Here is an 18436-nt window from a genome sequence, read left to right as displayed (position 1 = left end):
TCATGAATTGGAAGGGTGTTCATGGATCGTCTGGACGCCATGGCGGTGCTGCTGGCCGCCGCCGACGCCGGCAGCCTGTCGAAAGCCGGCCGGACACTCGGGCTGCCGCTGGCGACCGTCAGCCGCAAGGTGGCTGAGCTCGAAGCGCACCTGAAAGCCGCGCTGCTGATCCGCTCGGCCAAGGGGCTGGAGCTCACGCCTGCGGGGCGATCCTATGTCGCGGCCGCCCGCGCGATTCTGGAGCAGGTCGCCGAGGCCGAGCGCGCCGCCAGCGGTGAATATTCCGAGCCGAAGGGCGATCTCGTGGTGACGGCGCCGGTCATGTTCGGCCGGCTGCATGGGCTGCCGGTGGTGACACGCTTCCTGGCCGCCTTTCCCGATGTCGCGGTCGACCTCGTGATGACCGACCGTGTCGCGCACTTCCTCGACGACCAGGTCGATGTCGCGCTGCGCATCGGACAGCTGCCGGATTCCAACCTGATCGCGACCCGGCTCGGCAGCGTCCGTCACGTGATCTGTGCCAGTCCCGGCTATCTCGCAGCCAACGGCCGCCCGGCCACCCCGGAGGACCTGGCGCGGCACCGCGTGATCTCGTTCCAGAGCGTGTCGGTGCCGGGCGCCTGGCCGTTGGAGGCCGACGGCTCCGAGATCACCGCCAGCTTTCGCGCGCGTCTCGGCGTCAACACCCTCGATGCCGCGATCGAGGCGGGGCTGTCAGGGGCCGGCCTGGTGCGGGCGCTATCCTATCAGGTCGTGGATCATGTCCGCAGCGGCCGGCTGGCGCTGGTGCTCGAAAACTTTGAACCCGCGCCGCGCCCCGTGCATCTCGTTCATGACGGCCAGAACCGACTGCCGCTGAAGCTGCGCGCCTTCGTCGATTTCGCCGTGCCACTGCTGCGGCAGCGGCTGGTGGAGGCGGCGATCTGAGGTGGCAACGGGGACCGAGATCAGCTGCTGCAAGCAGGCTGTCATCGCCCGGCTTGCTGCCGCGGGCGATGACACTTGGAACGTGGCGGCGGCGACGGCTTCATGCTGAGGGATCTCTCCTTATTTCGGGCCGGACATCATCGCCTGCGGTCTGAGAGGCTGACGGAGAATCTCTGCCTCCTCACCCCGCCATCGACCGCGGATCGCGCGGTCCCCATCGCCCGGCCTCGACCAGTGCGATGAACCGCTCGACGGCTGCGTTGAACAGCGCCGGCTCCTCCAGATTCAACACGTGGCCGGATTTCGGAAAGAAGGTCAGCCCCGATGCCGGCAGATGCCGCTTCAGGAACAGGCTCGGCTCGATGCAAGAATCGTCCTCGTCGCCGCAGATGATCAGCGCCGGCGTAGCGACGCGGCGGATGGCGTCGGTCATGGTGTAGATCGAGGGCCTCGCGCCCTGGAAGCCGCGCATGGTGTTGGCCGAGCCCTTGGCGTCATGGCGGCCCAGCGCGGCGTAGAAGTCGGCGTGGCCGCGCGGGTCCTTGACCAGGAAGGGAATGCGGCCGGGGGCCTCGCGGGTCATCTTGGCGGTCTCGGCTGCGCCCAGCGTCTCGAACTGCTCGGCGGTGGCGCGGCACTGGGCGCGGAAGGCATCGAGCTGCGCCAGGTCCGAGCCGGAGCCGACCCCGGCCAGCACCATGGAGCGGATGCGCTGGGGCGCGTTCAGCGCCACCTGCAGCGACGAGTAGGAGCCCATCGACAGGCCGACGAAATGGGCGCTGGCGATGCCGAGGTGATCGAGCACCGCCAGTGCATCGGTGTAGAAATGCACGTAGCTGTAGAGGTCGGGCGAGGCCGGCACGTCCGACGGTGTATAGCCGCGGGCCGCGTAGGCGATGCAGCGATGGCGGCGCGCGAAATAGCGTAGCTGCGGCTCCCAATTGCTGTGATCGGCGGCGAATTCGTGCAGGAAGATGAGCGGCGTGCCGGTGCCAACCTCTTCAAAGTACAGGCGAACACTATCCGTGGCTGTTGCGTGTGGCATCGTAAGCCTCCTCCGTCTTTCGTGTATTTAAGTAAAATCTCCCGTATTGCGCGATGTCCGGCAGGCGCTCTGCCTCGACTCGGCCGTTGGACAGACTCCGAATCACCTCCTGTTTGCCGTGATTTCGCCATCGATCGTCATGGTTTCGTCACATCCCGACTTTTTACGGACCAGCGCTGGCGGCTCACACGGGAGCCGGGCTGGGACAAGGGGGTGCCAAGTCAGGGTACCGGGGGAAGTAACAGAAGGAACGAGTATGGTTGTGTCTACCCTTCGCCGGTCGCTTCACATCGTTGCGCTGACCATGTGCTCGGCAGTGATTGCCGTCACCGCAACACCGGCTCAAGCCCGTCCGCATCACGGCTCGGGGCATCATGCCCACCGCAGCCACGGCGGCCATCACTACGCCAAGCGTCATTTCCACCACCGCTCCGCCCGGATGTCGCGCTGGGAGCGCGGCGTGGCGCGGATGCAGGTCAGCAGCGTCGGCGACGCGCAGGCCAGCCTGATGATGCCGGGCACCGCGTCCGACGGCATGGCGATGTCCGGCGGCATCGGCGGCGGCAGCAGCGTCGTGGCGGCAGCGCGGAGCTACATCGGCAGCGGCAATCCGACCGGACGGCGCAGCCTGTGGTGCGCGCGGTTCATGAACATGGTGCTGGAGCGCACCGGTCATCGCGGCACCGGCTCCGACATGGCACGCTCCTTCGCGAGCTACGGCCAGCGCGTCTCCGGCCCGCAGGTCGGCGCCATCGCCGTGATGAGCCGCCGCGGCGGCGGCCATGTCGGCGTGGTCTCGGGCATCGACGCCCAGGGCAATCCGATCGTCATCTCCGGCAACAACGGCCACCGGGTCCGCGAGACCGCGGTGTCGCGCGGCCGCGTGTACGCGTATGTGCTGCCGAACTGATAAGTCCCTCGAACTCGGCACTGGAACTGATGAGTTGAGCCGCTTCGGCTCGGACACTCTGCGCCTCCCCCGCATGCGGGTGGGGCTGCCCCACGAAGACTGCTCATAGGGCTGCCCCCACCCCAGCCCTCCCCGCAAGCGGCGAAGGGGGGCGAACTGTTGGCGCGGTGAGAGTTCGGGTCCAGGCTCCGCTCATGCCGTCATTGCGAGCGAAGCGACGCAATCCAGAGCCACGCAGACGACTCTGGATTGCTTCGGCTCCTCGCAATGACGCGGGGAGAGAGGCGGAGCTCTTCCGGAGCACGCGGGAGAAGAGGGGCTCACACCAGCCGCGGCTGCTGCACCGCGAGTTCGTCGCCGAGCGCGATGTCGCCGGCCTCGATCACTTCGGCGTAGATGCCGCATTCATTGTTGCCGCGGTGTTTCATCAAAGCGGGCGGGATGTCGAGGTCGCGGACGGCGGTGTCGGGGTCGACGTTGACGGCGGCGCAGCGGGTGGTCGTCTTCACCACCTTGAGCCGCGCCGCGCCGATCCGCAGCGTCTCGCCGAGCAGCGCGGCCTCGTGCCAGGCCGGCCAGCCGGTGACGTAGATGTTGGCGCGGAAGCGCAGCGGATGCACGGTCGCGCCGACCATCTGCTCGATCTCGGCGATCGAGGCGAGGTTGATGATCGAGACCACCTTGCGGGCGAGATCCGTAAAACTGTAGCCGCCGCCGGACAGCAGCCTGGCCGGTCCGCGCAGCTCGTCGGCGAATTCGCGCGCAAAGAACGATTCGATCGCGGCGCGCCCATCGACGCTTTCGAGATCGCCCGCGGCGACGATCGCACCGTCCTTGCGGATGGTCAGCACGTTGGTCGCGTCCTCGAAGAACGTCTTGAAGCCGGCCAGCCGCTCATTGCGCATCAGCATCAGATAGGCGGTCTTGGGCTTCCACACCGGGGCCTCGGGATCGAAGCCGGTCGGGCCGTTCTCCAGCGCGTAGCGGCGGTCGGCCGGCAACGTCTGGCCGGCCCGCAACGGGGCCGCCTGCAGTGGTTCCGGGGTAAGGCCCTTGATCGGATAGCGATACAGGCCGGTGATACGCGCGGGGCTGATTTGGCTCATGGCCGCGGTCATAGGAGATTCCTCCAGCGGCGGCCAGGGCACACGAATTTGTGAAGCGGCCCCTTCCGTTTTCGGGCCGCCTTCCCACATTTCAGCTCAAGCTTGGCGCAAGCCGGCGACGTGGACGGTGGCGGCGTTGATGGATGTCAACGTGCGCGGACCGGAACCCAATGAAGATGCTGGAACCGTGCCTTCGGGGCGTCACAGCAGGCTGAGGGAAACATCATGAATATCGAAAAATATACCGAGCGCGCGCGGGGCTTCATCCAATCGGCGCAATCGCTGGCGGTGCGCGACGGCCATCAGCAGTTCTCGCCGCTGCATCTCCTCAAGGTGCTCCTCGACGACAGCGAAGGACTCGCGGGCGGTCTGATTGATCGCGCCGGCGGCAATTCGCGCGCCATTCTGAAGGCCACCGAGGATGCGCTGGGCAAGCTGCCGAAAGTGTCGGGCAGCGGCGCCGGGCAGATCTATCTGTCGCCCGAGCTGGCGCGTGGCTTTGACGCGGCGGAGAAGGCGGCCGAGAAGGCCGGCGACAGTTTCGTCACCGTCGAGCGGCTGCTGCTCGGCCTGACGCTCGACAAGAACAGCGAGACCGGCAGCATCCTCGCCAAGGGCGGCGTCACCGCGCAGAACCTCAACGCGGCGATCGAGAGCTTGCGCAAGGGGCGCACGGCCGATTCGGCGACCGCCGAGAACGCCTATGATGCGCTGAAGAAATATGCCCGCGACCTGACCCAGGCGGCGCGCGACGGCAAGCTCGATCCGGTGATCGGCCGCGACGAGGAGATCCGCCGCACCATCCAGGTGCTGTCGCGGCGGACCAAGAACAATCCCGTGCTGATCGGCGAGCCCGGCGTCGGCAAGACCGCGATCGTCGAAGGCCTTGCGCTGCGCATCGTCAATGGCGACGTGCCGGAGAGCCTGAAGGACAAGCGGCTCTTGTCGCTCGATCTCGGCGCGCTGATCGCCGGCGCGAAGTATCGCGGCGAGTTCGAGGAGCGGCTGAAGGCCGTGCTGCAGGAGGTGACTGCGGCCGAAGGCACCTTCGTGCTGTTCATCGACGAGATGCACACCCTGATCGGCGCCGGCAAGGCCGATGGCGCGATGGATGCGTCGAACCTGTTGAAGCCCGCGCTGGCGCGCGGCGAACTGCATTGCATCGGCGCGACCACGCTCGATGAGTATCAGAAGCATGTCGAGAAGGACGCCGCGCTCGCCCGCCGTTTCCAGCCGGTCTATGTCACCGAGCCCACGGTCGAGGACACCATCTCGATCCTGCGCGGTCTGAAGGACAAATACGAGCAGCATCACGGTGTGCGCATCACCGACTCCGCGCTGGTGGCCTCGGCCACGCTGTCGAACCGCTACATCACCGACCGTTTCCTTCCCGACAAGGCCATCGACCTGATGGACGAGGCGGCGGCGCGGCTGAAGATGCAGGTCGACTCCAAGCCCGAGGAGCTCGACTCGCTGGATCGCGAGATCATCCGGCTCAAGATCGAGCAGGAGGCCTTGAAGAAGGAGAGCGATCTCGGCTCCAAGACCCGGCTGCAGGCGCTGGAGAAGGAGCTCGCCGATCTCGAGGAGAAGTCGGCCTCGCTGACCGCGAAATGGAGCGCCGAGAAGGACAAGCTGTCGAACGCGCAGAAGCTCAAGAGCGAACTGGATGCCCTGCGCATCGAGCTCGCCAATGCTCAGCGCCGTGGCGAGTATCAGAAGGCGGGCGAGCTGGCTTATGGCCGCATCCCTGAGCTGGAGAAGCGGCTGGCCGACATCGAGGCCAAGGAGAATGCCGGCGAGATGATGGAGGAGGCGGTCACAGCCAACCACATCGCGCAGGTGGTCTCGCGCTGGACCGGCGTGCCCGTGGACAAGATGCTCGAGGGCGAGAAGGACAAGCTGCTGCGGATGGAGGACAGCCTCGGCAAGCGCGTCGTCGGCCAGTTCGAGGCCGTGCATGCGGTCGCGACCGCCGTGCGGCGCTCGCGCGCCGGCCTGCAGGACCCGCACCGGCCGATGGGCTCGTTCATGTTCCTAGGGCCCACCGGCGTCGGCAAGACCGAGCTGACCAAGGCGCTCGCCGAATATCTGTTCAACGACGAGACCGCGATGGTTCGGCTCGACATGTCCGAGTACATGGAGAAGCATTCGGTGTCGCGGCTGATCGGCGCGCCTCCCGGCTATGTCGGCTATGACGAGGGCGGGGCGCTGACCGAAGCGGTGCGGCGCCGGCCCTACCAGGTCGTGCTGTTCGACGAGATCGAGAAGGCGCATCCGGATGTGTTCAACGTGCTCTTGCAGGTGCTCGACGACGGCCGCCTGACCGATGGCCAGGGCCGCACCGTCGACTTCCGCAACACGCTGATCATCATGACCTCGAATCTCGGCTCCGAGTTCCTGGTCAACCAGCCGGAGGGCGAGGATACGTCCGAGGTTCGCGAACTGGTGATGGGCACGGTGCGGAGCCATTTCCGGCCCGAGTTCCTGAATCGGGTGGACGAGATCATCCTGTTCCATCGCTTGCAGAAGAGCGAGATGGGCCGGATCGTCGAGATCCAGTTCTCGCGGCTCCAGAAGCTCCTGGAGGAGCGCAAGATCGCGCTGTCGCTGGATGGCGATGCGCGCGACTGGCTCGCTGCCAAGGGCTGGGACCCGGCCTACGGCGCGCGTCCGCTGAAGCGGGTGATCCAGCGCAGCGTGCAGGATCCGCTCGCCGAGATGATCCTCGCCGGCGACATCAAGGACGGCGACAAGGTCGCGATCTCCTCGGAAGGCAATGTGCTGACCTTCAACGGCAAGGCGCATCGCACCGCCGAGATCGCCACCTTCGAGGCGCCGATCCCGAAACGCAAGCTGAACTGATCGCGCGCTGCGCGGAGCGACCAGACGAAACGCCTCTCGCCGCATGCCGCAGCGAGGGGCGTTTTCGCAGGCCGAATCGTACGTGACGCAAGTGAGACGCAATGGCGTCGGCTCATCACATCTTGCTTCGAAATCGATGGTTTCGCAATCTCGCGTCGCTGCGCTCGCCGGCCTGTGCTAGCAACGCGCGACATCGCAACATCACGCGCATGCCTCATGCGTTGCTGCTCGAGCCGGACGTGCGGATCTTATTGCTGGAAGACAATGCTCGCTTGCGCGGGCTGACGGCGGATGCGCTGCGTAGCGCCGGTTTTGCCGTCGACCCCTTCGGTACCCTGGCCGAGGCCGAGTCGGCTCTTCAGGTGGCCGACTACGATTGCATGTTGCTCGATCTCGGGTTGCCGGACGGCGACGGCATGGACCTGCTCGACGCGCTCCGGCGTCGTGGAGCCGCGACGCCGATCCTGCTCCTTACGGCTCGCGATGATGCGTCCTCGGTTATCCATGGTCTCAACGGCGGCGCCGACGACTATCTGCGCAAACCGTTCAACATGGACGAACTGATCGCACGCATCCGCGCGCTGCTGCGGCGCCCGAGCACGACGTTCCAGACGGTTCTTCACGAAGGCAACATCGCGTTCGATCCGTCCGAGCGTCGGGCCACCGTCGATGGCGCAGTGGTGGATTTCACCCGCCGAGAACTTGGTGCTTTGGAGATACTGATGCGCCGCCGCGGCCGGGTCGTGCCGAAATCGTCACTCGAACAGGCGCTCTACGGCTTCAACGAAGAGGTCAGCTCCAATGCCATCGAGGTGCTCATGCATCGCGTGCGCAGGAAGCTGGCCGACGCTGGCGCAGCACGCGAGATCCTCAACCTGCGCGGCATCGGTTATCTGTTGTCAGAGCGGCGGCCTTGAGAGGCCTGCGCATCGGACTGTTCGCCCGTCTCGTCCTCGGCCTCGTGCTAGTGAGCCTGTGTGCCGTCGCGATGGCCGCGCTGTTCATCTATTCGCGTTTCCACGGCACGCATTCGCTGTTCTATGAAGGTACCTTGCAGGGATTCGCGGGCAGCATTTTCGCGGAGATCAGGGACCGAGGCGGCAGGCCGACCATCCAGGTCAGCGAAGCCACGATGCGCCGCATTTCCGCGGCGGGCGGTCGTTTCATCGTCGTCGACTCCGAGGGTGGACGGCTGACCGGATCGCCGATGGTGACGGAAGCGATGATCGGATTCGATGCTGCGTCGGTCTCGCACTTCTACTTCCATCTGCCTGCGACCGGTGGCGAGCCTGAATATTTTGGCCTGACCGCGCGCATTCCGGATGTCTCGCCGCCCGCGTTCATTCAGATCGTCTTTCCCACGGGCGGCAACATTTTCGAGTCCGTCCTGCACGAGTTCATGAGGAATATCGCCTGGCTCTGGATTCCGTTTCTGGGGCTATTCCTATTGACGAACATCATCGTCTTGCGTGTCGCCCTGCGTTCGCTCGGCGATGTCGTCGAACAGGCGCGGGTGATTCAGCCGGGCGGCGTGGCGGTTCTTCTCAGCGAGACCAACCTCCCGTACGACGTTCTGGTGCTGGTGCGTACGGTCAACGAGACTTTCGTGCGGTTGCGGCAGGCCTATCATCTGCAGGAGGAGTTCGTTGCCGACATGGCGCATGAATTGCGGACACCGCTTGCGGTGATGAAGGCGCAACTGGCCGCCATTGATGCGTCACATGCGAGGTTGCTGGAGCACGACCTTGCCGCGATGGAGCGCACGGTCGAGCAATTGCTCGACCGCGCGCGCCTTGGCCGTTTCCGGATCGAACCCGGCGACGTTGTCGATCTGCGCGATGTGGCGTGCGACGCTGCGACCTTTCTCGCGCCCGGGATCATCGCCCGTGGCCGTCTCATTGAAGTCATCGCAGGAGACAGGCCAGTGATCGTCGCCGGCGGGCGCGACGACATCTTCCGTGCGGTTCGCAATCTCATCGAGAACGCGCTGGAGCATTCGCCCGAGAACGGCATGATCTCGGTGGAGATTACTGGCGCGTCCACCATCTCGGTCTTCGATTGTGGACCCGGATTTCCGCCGCAGGTACTCGACGCCGAATCGCGCCGGAGCGGACGCGTGCGCAGTGACCGGCGGGATGGCGTTGGGTTGGGTCTTTCGATCGTGGAGCGGACCATGCTCGCGCATGGCGGCGAGCTCGTTCTGTCGAACGCGGCCGGTGGCGGTTGCGCCGAAATGCGCTTTCCGCCCCAGAAGAGCTGAGCGCGACGGCTCAGACCGAGGCCGATGCCACGAGACCCCAGGCGCCGAACGGCAGACGGTGGCGCTCGACTCGGATGCGCTCGGCCGTGAATCCGCCGGAGCGCAGCAGTTGCTCCAGGCCGGCGGCATCATAGGTCCGGTGCGTCTCCGGCCCGGCGAACGGCCAGCTCTCCATGGTCGTGTGATCGGTGACGTAGAGAACGGCGCGTCCGCCAGGTGCCAGCACGCGCCGGATCTCGGCGATCGCGTCACCGCGCGGATCAAAGAAATAGGCGACGTTGACCGCGAGCACGCGGTCGAACGTGGCTGTCGGCCACGGCAGGTCGCAGGCGTCGCCGAGGTTCAGGGCGACGCGCCCCTCCGCGATGGCCTTGCGGTTGCGGCGAGACGCCTGGCGGAGCATCGCCGGCGCCGCATCGAGCCCGACGATGCATCCTCTGGGCAGCTGGGCCGCGAGCGCGGCGATGCCCGCGCCCGGACCGAAGCCGATCTCGAGCACCTGGTCGAATTGCAGCGGAGCCAGGGCCTCGAGCGCAAGACGATACGGCGCGCGGTTGATCTGCGCCATGAAGCGGCCGACGAGAAGTCCCGGCACGCCCTTGGGGCGTGCGAGTTGGCGGCCGAACCGGTGCCACAATCCGACTCCCCGGCTCATGCTCTCCGCGGCTCTCATTGTTTGGCCCTGATGTCATCGAGCTTCTCCTTGATAACAAGCCGGCGATTCTTGTCCCACAATGGCCGGTCTGGATGCGCGGGGATGGCGAGCGCGTGCATGAAGGCCTCGCGTGCCCGCGCGTATTCGCCGCGTGTCAGTAGGAAGTCGCCGTAGAAGTACCAGGCATCGAGCCCGTTTGGGGCCGAGGCGGTCGCCTGCTCCAGAAGGGTGCGTGCCTTGCTGTTGTCGCCGAAGCCGACAGGGAAGCCGGGCACGCGATAATACAGCACGCCGAGGCTGGTCGGCGCACCTGCATCGAGCGCGGTAGGGCTCATCTTGTAGGCCTTCTCCAAAGTATCGCGGGCGCGGTTGGCGAGCGACAACGCCGAGAACGCGCTGGCCATCGAGGCGCGCTCGCTGGTGATGATGCCGTCCCAGAGCTGCGCCTCGACGCGGTCGGGATATTTTGCCGCCAGAGCGTCGGCATCGGACCCGAGCGCGTCCATCCGGCGCGTCTGCTCGTCGCCTTCGGGCACCGTGAACTTGATGGTTTCCCATCGCGTCTGGATCTGCCGGATCGATGTGATCAATGGGTCATCGGCTGCGTGGGCAGGCGCCGCAGTGATCGACGCGAGGAGCATGATCGAATAAGCAAGATTGTGCAGTTGGGTACGCATGAGTTGGCTTTCTCGTATTTGTTCAGGAGATCAGACGGCAGAGCGCGCCGTTGTTCGGGCAAGGGCGCGGTCGATGAGCCGAGGTGCAAGGCGCTGGATCAGCACGAACAGGCGCTCAGCCCCCGGCGGATAGATGTCGTCCCGCCCGGCTTCCACGCCGCGCCAAATCGCGGCTGCGACGCGAGCTGGGTCGTCGAGCTGCATGCCGTTCGCGGTGATCAGGTCCTGGAAGGCGGCCGCCGCGTCCGTCTGCGTCGCGCGGGGAGCCGCATAGGTGACAGCGATACCGAGCGGGCGCCATTCGCGGCGCAGGGCGCTGGAAAAGCCGCGGAGTGCGAATTTCGACGCCGAGTAGGCGGCGAACCCGGGATAGGCGATATCGCCGAACATCGATCCGACATTCACTACGCGTGACGGTCGGGCCCTTGCCAGCAGTCCCGCGAGGTCGCGCGTCAACGCCATCGGCGCAATCACGTTGGTGCGGAACATCTGCTCCATGGCATGGTCGTCGAGATGGGTGGCGGCTCCGCCAGCTACGATCCCGGCATTATTGACCAGCACATCGAGGCGCCCCCAGGCGCTGCTCAAACGCGTAACGATCCGCGCCCGGTGCGCCGGCACGGTGAGGTCGGCTTCGATCACCAGCGGGTCGCAGCTGCTCAGCAGCGACGTTGCGGTCTCCTGCAGGGTATCGTAGCGTCGGCCGCACAAAGCGAGCTTCATGCCACGCCGTGCCGCCTCGACGGCGAGGGCGCGGCCGATGCCGGACCCGCCCCCTGTGATCAGGACGCATTTGCCGTCAAGCTGCATGGCTGAGTTCCGGACGGGCGCCAAGATCACGGAAGATGTCGCCATAGAGGCGATAGAACATCTTCGAATGGTCGATGATGATGGCCTGCGCGAGCGGATCCTCGATGCCGTCGACGACCTTGCGGAAGAAAGCCACGTGCTCCTGGTCGAGACTGCCGTGCGAGGTCAGATAGGAGAAGCCGTCACCGCCGCCCTCCATCGCGAAGCTTTGCCGCAGCTTCGCGGCGAGCTGATCGGCGAGCAGCACCGAGATTCCTTCGAGAACGTGGACGCTGCCGAGCATCGCATAGGGGCTCACATGCTCGATAGCGTGATAGGTAAAGGCGACCATCACGCGGCAGGCCGCACCCGGCTGGCCGTTGCGCACAGCCTCGGCGTCGCCGCCCATCGCTTTGATGTCGTCGAGGATCCATTTCTCGTGGCCGCGCTCCTCCTCCATGTACTCGACGAGCGCGTCCTGATAGCGCTCGTCGGTCGTCCGCGACGCCGCTAGCGCCAGCAGCGGGAAGGTGTGCTTCACGTGATGATAGGCTTCAGTGAGGAAGGCGATGTAGAGGCTCTTGGGCGCACCGAAGCGCGGTGCGTTCTGGATGAGAGGGATGGCGAGGAACTGCTCACGCGCGGCGGCGGTCTCGCGGGTCAGGCGCTCATGAAAGCTCATTGTTGGGTCCTTTCTTCGGAATGATCGGGGAATTGTCGATTCTAGTCAGGAGTTCGCGGGCGACGCGTCGCCGGATCCGGCCGTTGTCGGTGAGGAGCCCAGCGTCCTTTGCGCCGGCGAGGCTGATCACCTTGACGCGTAGCGGTCGCGCATAGGCAGGCAGCGCGGCACAGAGGCCGGCGATGCGTGCCTCGACGGCGTCCGTGCCGGCCAATGCAAACCATTCTGCCGCCTGGGATGAGGGGACGATGAGCGCGGCGAGACCTGCTTCGGCCGCTGCAACGGCACAGAAGGCGATGTTTGCGTCCTGGAGCAGGGTGGTTTCTACCCATTCGGGACTGATGTTGCGTCCGAGCGCGGTAACGATGAGGTTGTCCCACCGCCCGAAAATGGTCAGCCGCCCCTGATCGTCGAAGGCGCCGAGATCGCCGGTCGGCCAGGGCCGCGGGGCTACGCCGCCGCTCAGATAGCCGTCGGTCACGCAGGGGCCGTCGATATGGACTTCGCCGTCATGGATCGAGACCGAAAGCCCGGAGAGCGGTTGTCCGACGGTGCCGCCGACGCGCTGGCCGGGGCGGTTCAGCGCCACCACCGAGCAGCATTCCGAAAGGCCATATCCTTCGTGGACGGGGATCCCAAGCTGCCAAGCGGCCTCCGCGACCTTGACCGGCACCGCGGCGCCGCCAACGGCGACGAAGCGCAGGCTGTCCGGCGCACGGCGCCTGACAGCTGCGAGCTCGGCGACCCAAAGCCGCAGCAGTTCGGGAACCAGCACGCCCGTGGTCGGACGATGCTGCGCGAACGACTCGGCAATGCCTGACGGCGTGCCGCGTCCAACCGCCTCGGCGACCGCCGTGTCGAAGTGCACGCGCCCGCCGACCAGTGCAGGAACGAAGATGGCGCAGATGCTCTCGAGCAGAAGCGATAGCGGCAGCAGCGACAGATACGAATCGGCTTCGCTCGCATCGATCGCTCGGGCAAGTGCGGCTGCGGACCAGCCGATCTGGCCGCTGTCGTGCCGGACCCCCTTCGGCTGGCCGGTGCTTCCCGACGTGTAGATGATGGCGCCGAAGCCGGGCTCGAAAGCAGGCGCTGGTCCCGTCACGCCGCTCAGCGCGACCGCCATGTGCGGCAGGGCTGAAGGCAGCACACGCGAGTCGTCGGCGCGGGTGAGCACCAGGTCGATGCCTGCGTCGCGCACGATATGCGCGAGTTGCTGCGGGCTGAAGAAGGTCGGTAGCGGTACCGTGATTCGCCCCGCTGCGACGCAGGCGATCTGCGCGGCGGCATGGTCGCAGCCGTTCGGCATCAGCAGCCCGATCGTCCGCGCGGTCCCCGGCAACGCCGCGGCTAGCCTGCCTGCTTCGGCCAGCAGGCCGGCACGCGTCAGGGTGACATCCGGATCGCTGCAGGCGATCCGGTCTGGGGCGCGCTTGGCGTGCGCCAGCATCGCATCAAAAAAACGACGCATGGCGGGCCTCCGCAACGCGAGACGCGCGGGGACGAAGCTGGTCGCTGCCACACGAGGCGTAGACCTTCGGCTCGGTCTCGTAGTAGCGGCCCCAGGCGGATGAATCGGCCAGCCGCCCAGGATCAGCGTCGGCCAGGTAGATCGGGGCGACGTGATGGCGCCTGAGCAGCCGGCTGAGTCGCCGGGTCACGGTGAAGAACGACCATGACAGTTCGTGGCGCGTACCGAACGCGATGAGGTCGTCGATGAAGGCGGCGATCTCGCGTGGCGAGCGGCTCGCAAGAGTCGTGACCTCATAGATCTCGCTGCGCTGGACACTGCGTCCGCTAGCGCGCGCCAGCGTCATCTCGACCGGCTCGGAGAGGTATTGTTCGGAGAAGAAGCCGTCGGACGCGAGCCGGACGCCGGCCACGCAAGAGATTTGTCGACCGAACCCGAACCGGCAGATCAGCCGGTTGGCGAAGTCCGTGACCTCGGCGCCATACTCACGACGATAGACGTCCCGGACGAACGCTTCCGCGTCTGCCCGCCCCGGATCGCCGCGCTCGATGACATGCACGATTTCCATTTCCGCTCGCTCTTGATTGGAGACGGGCGGAACAGACGAGGCTCAACTTACCTCAGACTTACGGGACAACGAAAAGACCGCGAGGATCGTCGGGCGGTTTTGCGGCAAATGTTGCGTTTGATTGCGACGCTGCCACGGGGCGAGGCGCTTTCGACCTTGCTGCGGCGGTCGCGCGATGGGCGGCCGGATCGGTCGCAGCGTTGCCGGTCGAGACCGAGGCAGAGCTACGCTGGCAGCCCTACCGGCTCACCTGGATCGGGCCGGCATCTGAAATCCGCGACGCGCCATTGCCGCGGCTGGTCATCATCTGGTCGACGCGGTCGCGCTCCTTCTCGAAGCTGGCCATCATCTGGCCCTCCAGCGAGCGGCCGCGGGGCAGCTTCACGCGCATCGGGTCGACGAAACGGCCGTTGACCAGGATTTCGTAGTGCACATGCGGGCCCGTCGACATGCCGGTCGAGCCGACGAAGCCGATGACCTGGCCCTGGCGCACGCGCTTGCCGGGCTCCATGCCCTTGGCGAACGCGGACAAATGGCCATAGGCGGTCTCATAGCCATTGTTGTGCTTGATGCGGATATATTTGCCGTAGCCGCCTTCGGTGCCGACCTTCTCCAGCACGCCGTTGCCGGAGGCGAAAATTGGGGTGCCATAGGCGGTCGCCCAATCGACGCCGGTGTGCATCTTCACATAGCCGAGGATCGGGTGGCGGCGGCCGCCGAAGCCGGAGCGCATGATGGCGTTGTTGACCGGCTTGCGGACCAGGAACTTCTTCGCGCTCTTGCCGGTCTCGTCATAATAGTCGACGACGCTGTCGTCGGGGGTCTGGAACCGGTAGTATTTCTTGGTCTCGCCGCCGACGGTCAGCGAGGCGAACAGCACCTCGCTCTTGTCGGTGGTGGCGGGCTTGTCGTCGTCGTCGCCGGCATAGAACACGTCGAACGAGTCGCCGGGCTGCACCTTGCGCTGGAAATCGACGTCGTAGGAATAGATCCGGATCATGTCCTCGATGACGGGCGCCGGCACCTTGTTGCGCATCGCCGTTTCGTAGATGCTCTGGTAGAGGCGGACGCCGGTGCCGTCATCCTCTTCGTCATTGGTGTTGTCGGCGGTCTCGGTGACCGTGTTCATGCTCTGGACGTCGACGGCGACATATTTGCCGAGATCGGACAGCGCCGCCACCGCCTCGATCATGGTCTCGTTGGCGACGATGACGCGGAACGGCTGCAGCCGGGCGCCGGGGGCAGGGCTCGACGGCGCCATCAGGATGCGCAGCTTCTCGCCTTCCTTGAGACCGCCGTCGCGGCCGCGCGTGCCGAGCTGGGCGGCGATCGCCTTGGCCTCGTCGGGCGTCGCGCCCTGGTCGCGCAGGATCGAGGTGACAGTGTCGCCCTTCTTCACCAGATGGACGCGCTCGCCGAGCGGATTGCCGCCGGTGATCTGGTCCTTGGTCTTGGGCAGCAAGGTCACGTTCTCGGGCACGACCCGGGTCTCGAAGCCGGCGTAAGGATCAAGCGAGGTCCCGTCGCCGGCATAGGACAGTTTGAGGTCGCCGCCTTGCACGCCCTGTACGCCGGTAGCGTCGGCCGCGGCATTGGCAAGCGACGCGTAGCGGACGCCGCCATTATTGCCACGCCAGTTCGCCGCGTCACGAACCCGCATCACGATCTCGTCCAGCGCCACCGAAGCCGCGATCTTGGCCTTCGGCAATACGCCGGCGAGGTCCTTGGTCACGAACGACACTTCGGCGTCGGGCTCGACCGCCTCGGGGTTGTTGGGATCCTCGCCAGAGCCGGTCTTGTCATTATCGCCGTCGTTGAGCAGCCGCTGGGCGTTGAACGGCGGGATCTTGGCCGAGAGGTCGCTGGTGGTCATCGACAGGTTGCCCGAGATCCGCACATAGGGACGGACCCGGATCAGCTCGCGGGACCCGGCGCGGGTCACGGTCGAGACGCGCACGACGTTGCGGGCGAGGGCAGCCTCGCTCGGCGGCGGCAGCCGGTCGCTCTTGCGCAGCGTGGCAACGCGATCATTGGCGCCGAAGGCGCCGCGCAGCGCGCTCTCGACGCGCTCCGGCATACGGGCGAATGTCATCTCGCCATCGAGCGAAGCGAAAACGGCGCCACCAATGAGGGCTGCGCCACACAGACCGGTCAGGATCGTACCCGAGAACCATTGTACGGAGACGCGTCGGCGATCAATCACCGCGGCTTCGGAGCCATCGACCGATAGCGGCGGCTCATGACCGAGATCGATCATGCCGACCTCGCGTCCATATCCCCCGCGTGACGTCCGATGGTTCAACCTTCGTCCCCCAAGTTCAAAGTCAGCACCGAGATCACTCAGCTGCCGGTTGGCTACCGTGTAAGACAAACGGCTCGGAATGATGGCGCGTCTCTGACGGTTCGAGGCTGTTGGGCTTGGAACCCGCAATCCCCGAACCGCTGTTATTCTTCAGGATCTCTCGATGTCGTCTCGGTCGTCTGATCAGGCGAAGGGCTCGCCCATTCCTTGATCTGGATCACCCATGAAGTTTGGCATCCCCACCTGGAGCCAAATCAATTCAGGTCGATGCTTAACAAATCGTCGCAGGATTGTGGCCCAAGTGGGGCACGATGTCCGCAAGAAATCGGGGTTCTCGGGCGGTCCCGAAAAAAATGATTCGATGCGACGATTTCATGAAAAAGGTCGTTGACACCCCGAACGCCCCCCCCTATAAGCACGGTCACTGAGCGCGGCGCCGCTTCGGGACACACCGAAGCGAGCATTCGCGCCGATACTGCTCCTCACTTCGTTGAGTGGTGCACAACCGGTAGAACCCGGTTGCTTCATCGTCTTCGAAGAAGGTTGAGCGGGTCCCCTCCGAGAGAGGGGTGGGGCTGTGGTCCCGGGCTGTTTGACAAGTGAAGATGAAGAAAGAGAAACGTGGACGGCGGAGTCCTTGCGGGTCTCGGGTGGGAGCTTCGGCTTTCATTTGAGATCGGACGAGAAGACTTCGGCGGACAATGTTTCAAAGGTAACACCATGGTTTTCGCGCTGTGAAGCGTGGAGATCGATTGGTGGGACCTCGTCAAACGTTGTGATCAGCCGGTTCAAAGCTTCAAGTTCAACTTGAGAGTTTGATCCTGGCTCAGAGCGAACGCTGGCGGCAGGCTTAACACATGCAAGTCGAGCGGGCGTAGCAATACGTCAGCGGCAGACGGGTGAGTAACGCGTGGGAACGTACCTTTTGGTTCGGAACAACACAGGGAAACTTGTGCTAATACCGGATAAGCCCTTACGGGGAAAGATTTATCGCCGAAAGATCGGCCCGCGTCTGATTAGCTAGTTGGTAGGGTAATGGCCTACCAAGGCGACGATCAGTAGCTGGTCTGAGAGGATGATCAGCCACATTGGGACTGAGACACGGCCCAAACTCCTACGGGAGGCAGCAGTGGGGAATATTGGACAATGGGGGCAACCCTGATCCAGCCATGCCGCGTGAGTGATGAAGGCCCTAGGGTTGTAAAGCTCTTTTGTGCGGGAAGATAATGACGGTACCGCAAGAATAAGCCCCGGCTAACTTCGTGCCAGCAGCCGCGGTAATACGAAGGGGGCTAGCGTTGCTCGGAATCACTGGGCGTAAAGGGTGCGTAGGCGGGTCTTTAAGTCAGGGGTGAAATCCTGGAGCTCAACTCCAGAACTGCCTTTGATACTGAAGATCTTGAGTTCGGGAGAGGTGAGTGGAACTGCGAGTGTAGAGGTGAAATTCGTAGATATTCGCAAGAACACCAGTGGCGAAGGCGGCTCACTGGCCCGATACTGACGCTGAGGCACGAAAGCGTGGGGAGCAAACAGGATTAGATACCCTGGTAGTCCACGCCGTAAACGATGAATGCCAGCCGTTGGTGGGTTTACTCACCAGTGGCGCAGCTAACGCTTTAAGCATTCCGCCTGGGGAGTACGGTCGCAAGATTAAAACTCAAAGGAATTGACGGGGGCCCGCACAAGCGGTGGAGCATGTGGTTTAATTCGACGCAACGCGCAGAACCTTACCAGCCCTTGACATGTTTGGGACCGGTCGCAGAGACGTGACCTTCTCTTCGGAGCCCGAAACACAGGTGCTGCATGGCTGTCGTCAGCTCGTGTCGTGAGATGTTGGGTTAAGTCCCGCAACGAGCGCAACCCCCGTCCTTAGTTGCTACCATTTAGTTGAGCACTCTAAGGAGACTGCCGGTGATAAGCCGCGAGGAAGGTGGGGATGACGTCAAGTCCTCATGGCCCTTACGGGCTGGGCTACACACGTGCTACAATGGCGGTGACAGTGGGAAGCTAAGGGGTGACCCTTCGCAAATCTCAAAAAGCCGTCTCAGTTCGGATTGGGCTCTGCAACTCGAGCCCATGAAGTTGGAATCGCTAGTAATCGTGGATCAGCACGCCACGGTGAATACGTTCCCGGGCCTTGTACACACCGCCCGTCACACCATGGGAGTTGGCTTTACCT

Annotated in this window: 14 protein-coding genes and 1 rRNA gene (1 of these 15 running past the window's edge); 6 read left to right on the top strand and 9 right to left on the bottom strand. The window is 64.8% G+C overall.

Features of this window, described 5'->3' with window-relative positions; genetic code table 11:
* The first annotated feature begins 21 nt into the window (after positions 1-21).
* A complete protein-coding gene (locus ACVIJ6_RS05560; protein ID WP_456771841.1) occupies positions 22-927 on the top strand; it encodes a LysR family transcriptional regulator in 906 nt (301 codons plus the stop codon).
* Between the two features lie 181 nt (positions 928-1108).
* On the opposite strand, the gene ACVIJ6_RS05555 is transcribed toward ACVIJ6_RS05560, so the two are convergent.
* Positions 1109-1972: an alpha/beta fold hydrolase gene (locus ACVIJ6_RS05555; RefSeq protein ID WP_456771840.1), complete on the bottom strand. Its 864-nt coding sequence runs from the start codon at positions 1970-1972 to the stop codon at positions 1109-1111.
* A 256-nt stretch (positions 1973-2228) separates the two neighbouring features.
* Between ACVIJ6_RS05555 and ACVIJ6_RS05550 the strand changes: the two genes are divergently transcribed.
* Positions 2229-2882 (top strand): TIGR02594 family protein, encoded by a 654-nt coding sequence (locus ACVIJ6_RS05550; RefSeq protein WP_456771839.1) that lies wholly within the window; start codon positions 2229-2231, stop codon positions 2880-2882.
* 320 nt (positions 2883-3202) lie between these two features.
* Here the strand turns inward: ACVIJ6_RS05550 and ACVIJ6_RS05545 are convergent, their stop codons facing one another.
* Positions 3203-4030, bottom strand: coding sequence for an MOSC domain-containing protein (locus ACVIJ6_RS05545; protein ID WP_456771838.1), 828 nt, complete (start codon positions 4028-4030; stop codon positions 3203-3205).
* Positions 4031-4213: 183 nt separating this feature from the next.
* Here ACVIJ6_RS05545 and clpB point away from each other — a divergent pair, with 183 nt between their 5' ends.
* The 3 genes from clpB to ACVIJ6_RS05530 all read left to right on the top strand — a co-directional run bounded on the left by clpB (position 4214) and on the right by ACVIJ6_RS05530 (position 9113).
* A complete protein-coding gene (gene clpB / locus ACVIJ6_RS05540) occupies positions 4214-6853 on the top strand; it encodes an ATP-dependent chaperone ClpB (protein ID WP_456771837.1) in 2640 nt (879 codons plus the stop codon).
* Positions 6854-6954: 101 nt separating this feature from the next.
* Positions 6955-7770, top strand: a complete 816-nt coding sequence (locus ACVIJ6_RS05535; protein ID WP_456771836.1) for a response regulator transcription factor — start codon at positions 6955-6957, stop codon at positions 7768-7770.
* Between the two features lie 71 nt (positions 7771-7841).
* A complete protein-coding gene (locus tag ACVIJ6_RS05530; protein WP_456771835.1) occupies positions 7842-9113 on the top strand; it encodes a sensor histidine kinase in 1272 nt (423 codons plus the stop codon).
* Between the two features lie 10 nt (positions 9114-9123).
* Here the strand turns inward: ACVIJ6_RS05530 and ACVIJ6_RS05525 are convergent, their stop codons facing one another.
* From ACVIJ6_RS05525 to ACVIJ6_RS05495, 7 genes are all read right to left on the bottom strand, one after another.
* The gene (locus ACVIJ6_RS05525; RefSeq protein ID WP_456771834.1) at positions 9124-9768 is read right to left on the bottom strand and encodes a class I SAM-dependent methyltransferase; all 645 of its coding nucleotides are present in this window, start codon (positions 9766-9768) and stop codon (positions 9124-9126) included.
* 14 nt (positions 9769-9782) lie between these two features.
* Positions 9783-10445 carry a tetratricopeptide repeat protein gene (locus ACVIJ6_RS05520; RefSeq protein WP_456771833.1) on the bottom strand — a complete coding sequence of 221 codons (663 nt, stop codon included), beginning with the start codon at positions 10443-10445 and terminating at the stop codon, positions 9783-9785.
* A 30-nt stretch (positions 10446-10475) separates the two neighbouring features.
* Positions 10476-11255 carry an SDR family NAD(P)-dependent oxidoreductase gene (locus tag ACVIJ6_RS05515; protein ID WP_456771832.1) on the bottom strand — a complete coding sequence of 260 codons (780 nt, stop codon included), beginning with the start codon at positions 11253-11255 and terminating at the stop codon, positions 10476-10478.
* A complete protein-coding gene (locus ACVIJ6_RS05510; protein WP_456771831.1) occupies positions 11245-11916 on the bottom strand; it encodes a TenA family transcriptional regulator in 672 nt (223 codons plus the stop codon). Before ACVIJ6_RS05510 ends, ACVIJ6_RS05515 begins: the two co-directional genes overlap by 11 nt.
* Positions 11903-13387: an AMP-binding protein gene (locus tag ACVIJ6_RS05505; protein WP_456771830.1), complete on the bottom strand. Its 1485-nt coding sequence runs from the start codon at positions 13385-13387 to the stop codon at positions 11903-11905. Before ACVIJ6_RS05505 ends, ACVIJ6_RS05510 begins: the two co-directional genes overlap by 14 nt.
* Positions 13371-13955, bottom strand: a complete 585-nt coding sequence (locus tag ACVIJ6_RS05500) for a thermostable hemolysin (protein WP_456771829.1) — start codon at positions 13953-13955, stop codon at positions 13371-13373. The genes ACVIJ6_RS05505 and ACVIJ6_RS05500 overlap by 17 nt, the downstream gene beginning before the upstream one ends.
* A 238-nt stretch (positions 13956-14193) precedes the next feature.
* Positions 14194-16257, bottom strand: a complete 2064-nt coding sequence (locus ACVIJ6_RS05495) for a M23 family metallopeptidase (protein ID WP_456771828.1) — start codon at positions 16255-16257, stop codon at positions 14194-14196.
* 803 nt (positions 16258-17060) lie between these two features.
* On the opposite strand from ACVIJ6_RS05495, the gene ACVIJ6_RS05490 reads away from it, so the two are divergent.
* Positions 17061-18436, top strand: a 16S ribosomal RNA gene (locus ACVIJ6_RS05490) (it continues 113 nt past the right edge of the window).

This window comes from Bradyrhizobium sp. USDA 4369 (assembly GCF_054056435.1).
This window is presented reverse-complemented; position numbering and strand designations above follow the sequence as displayed.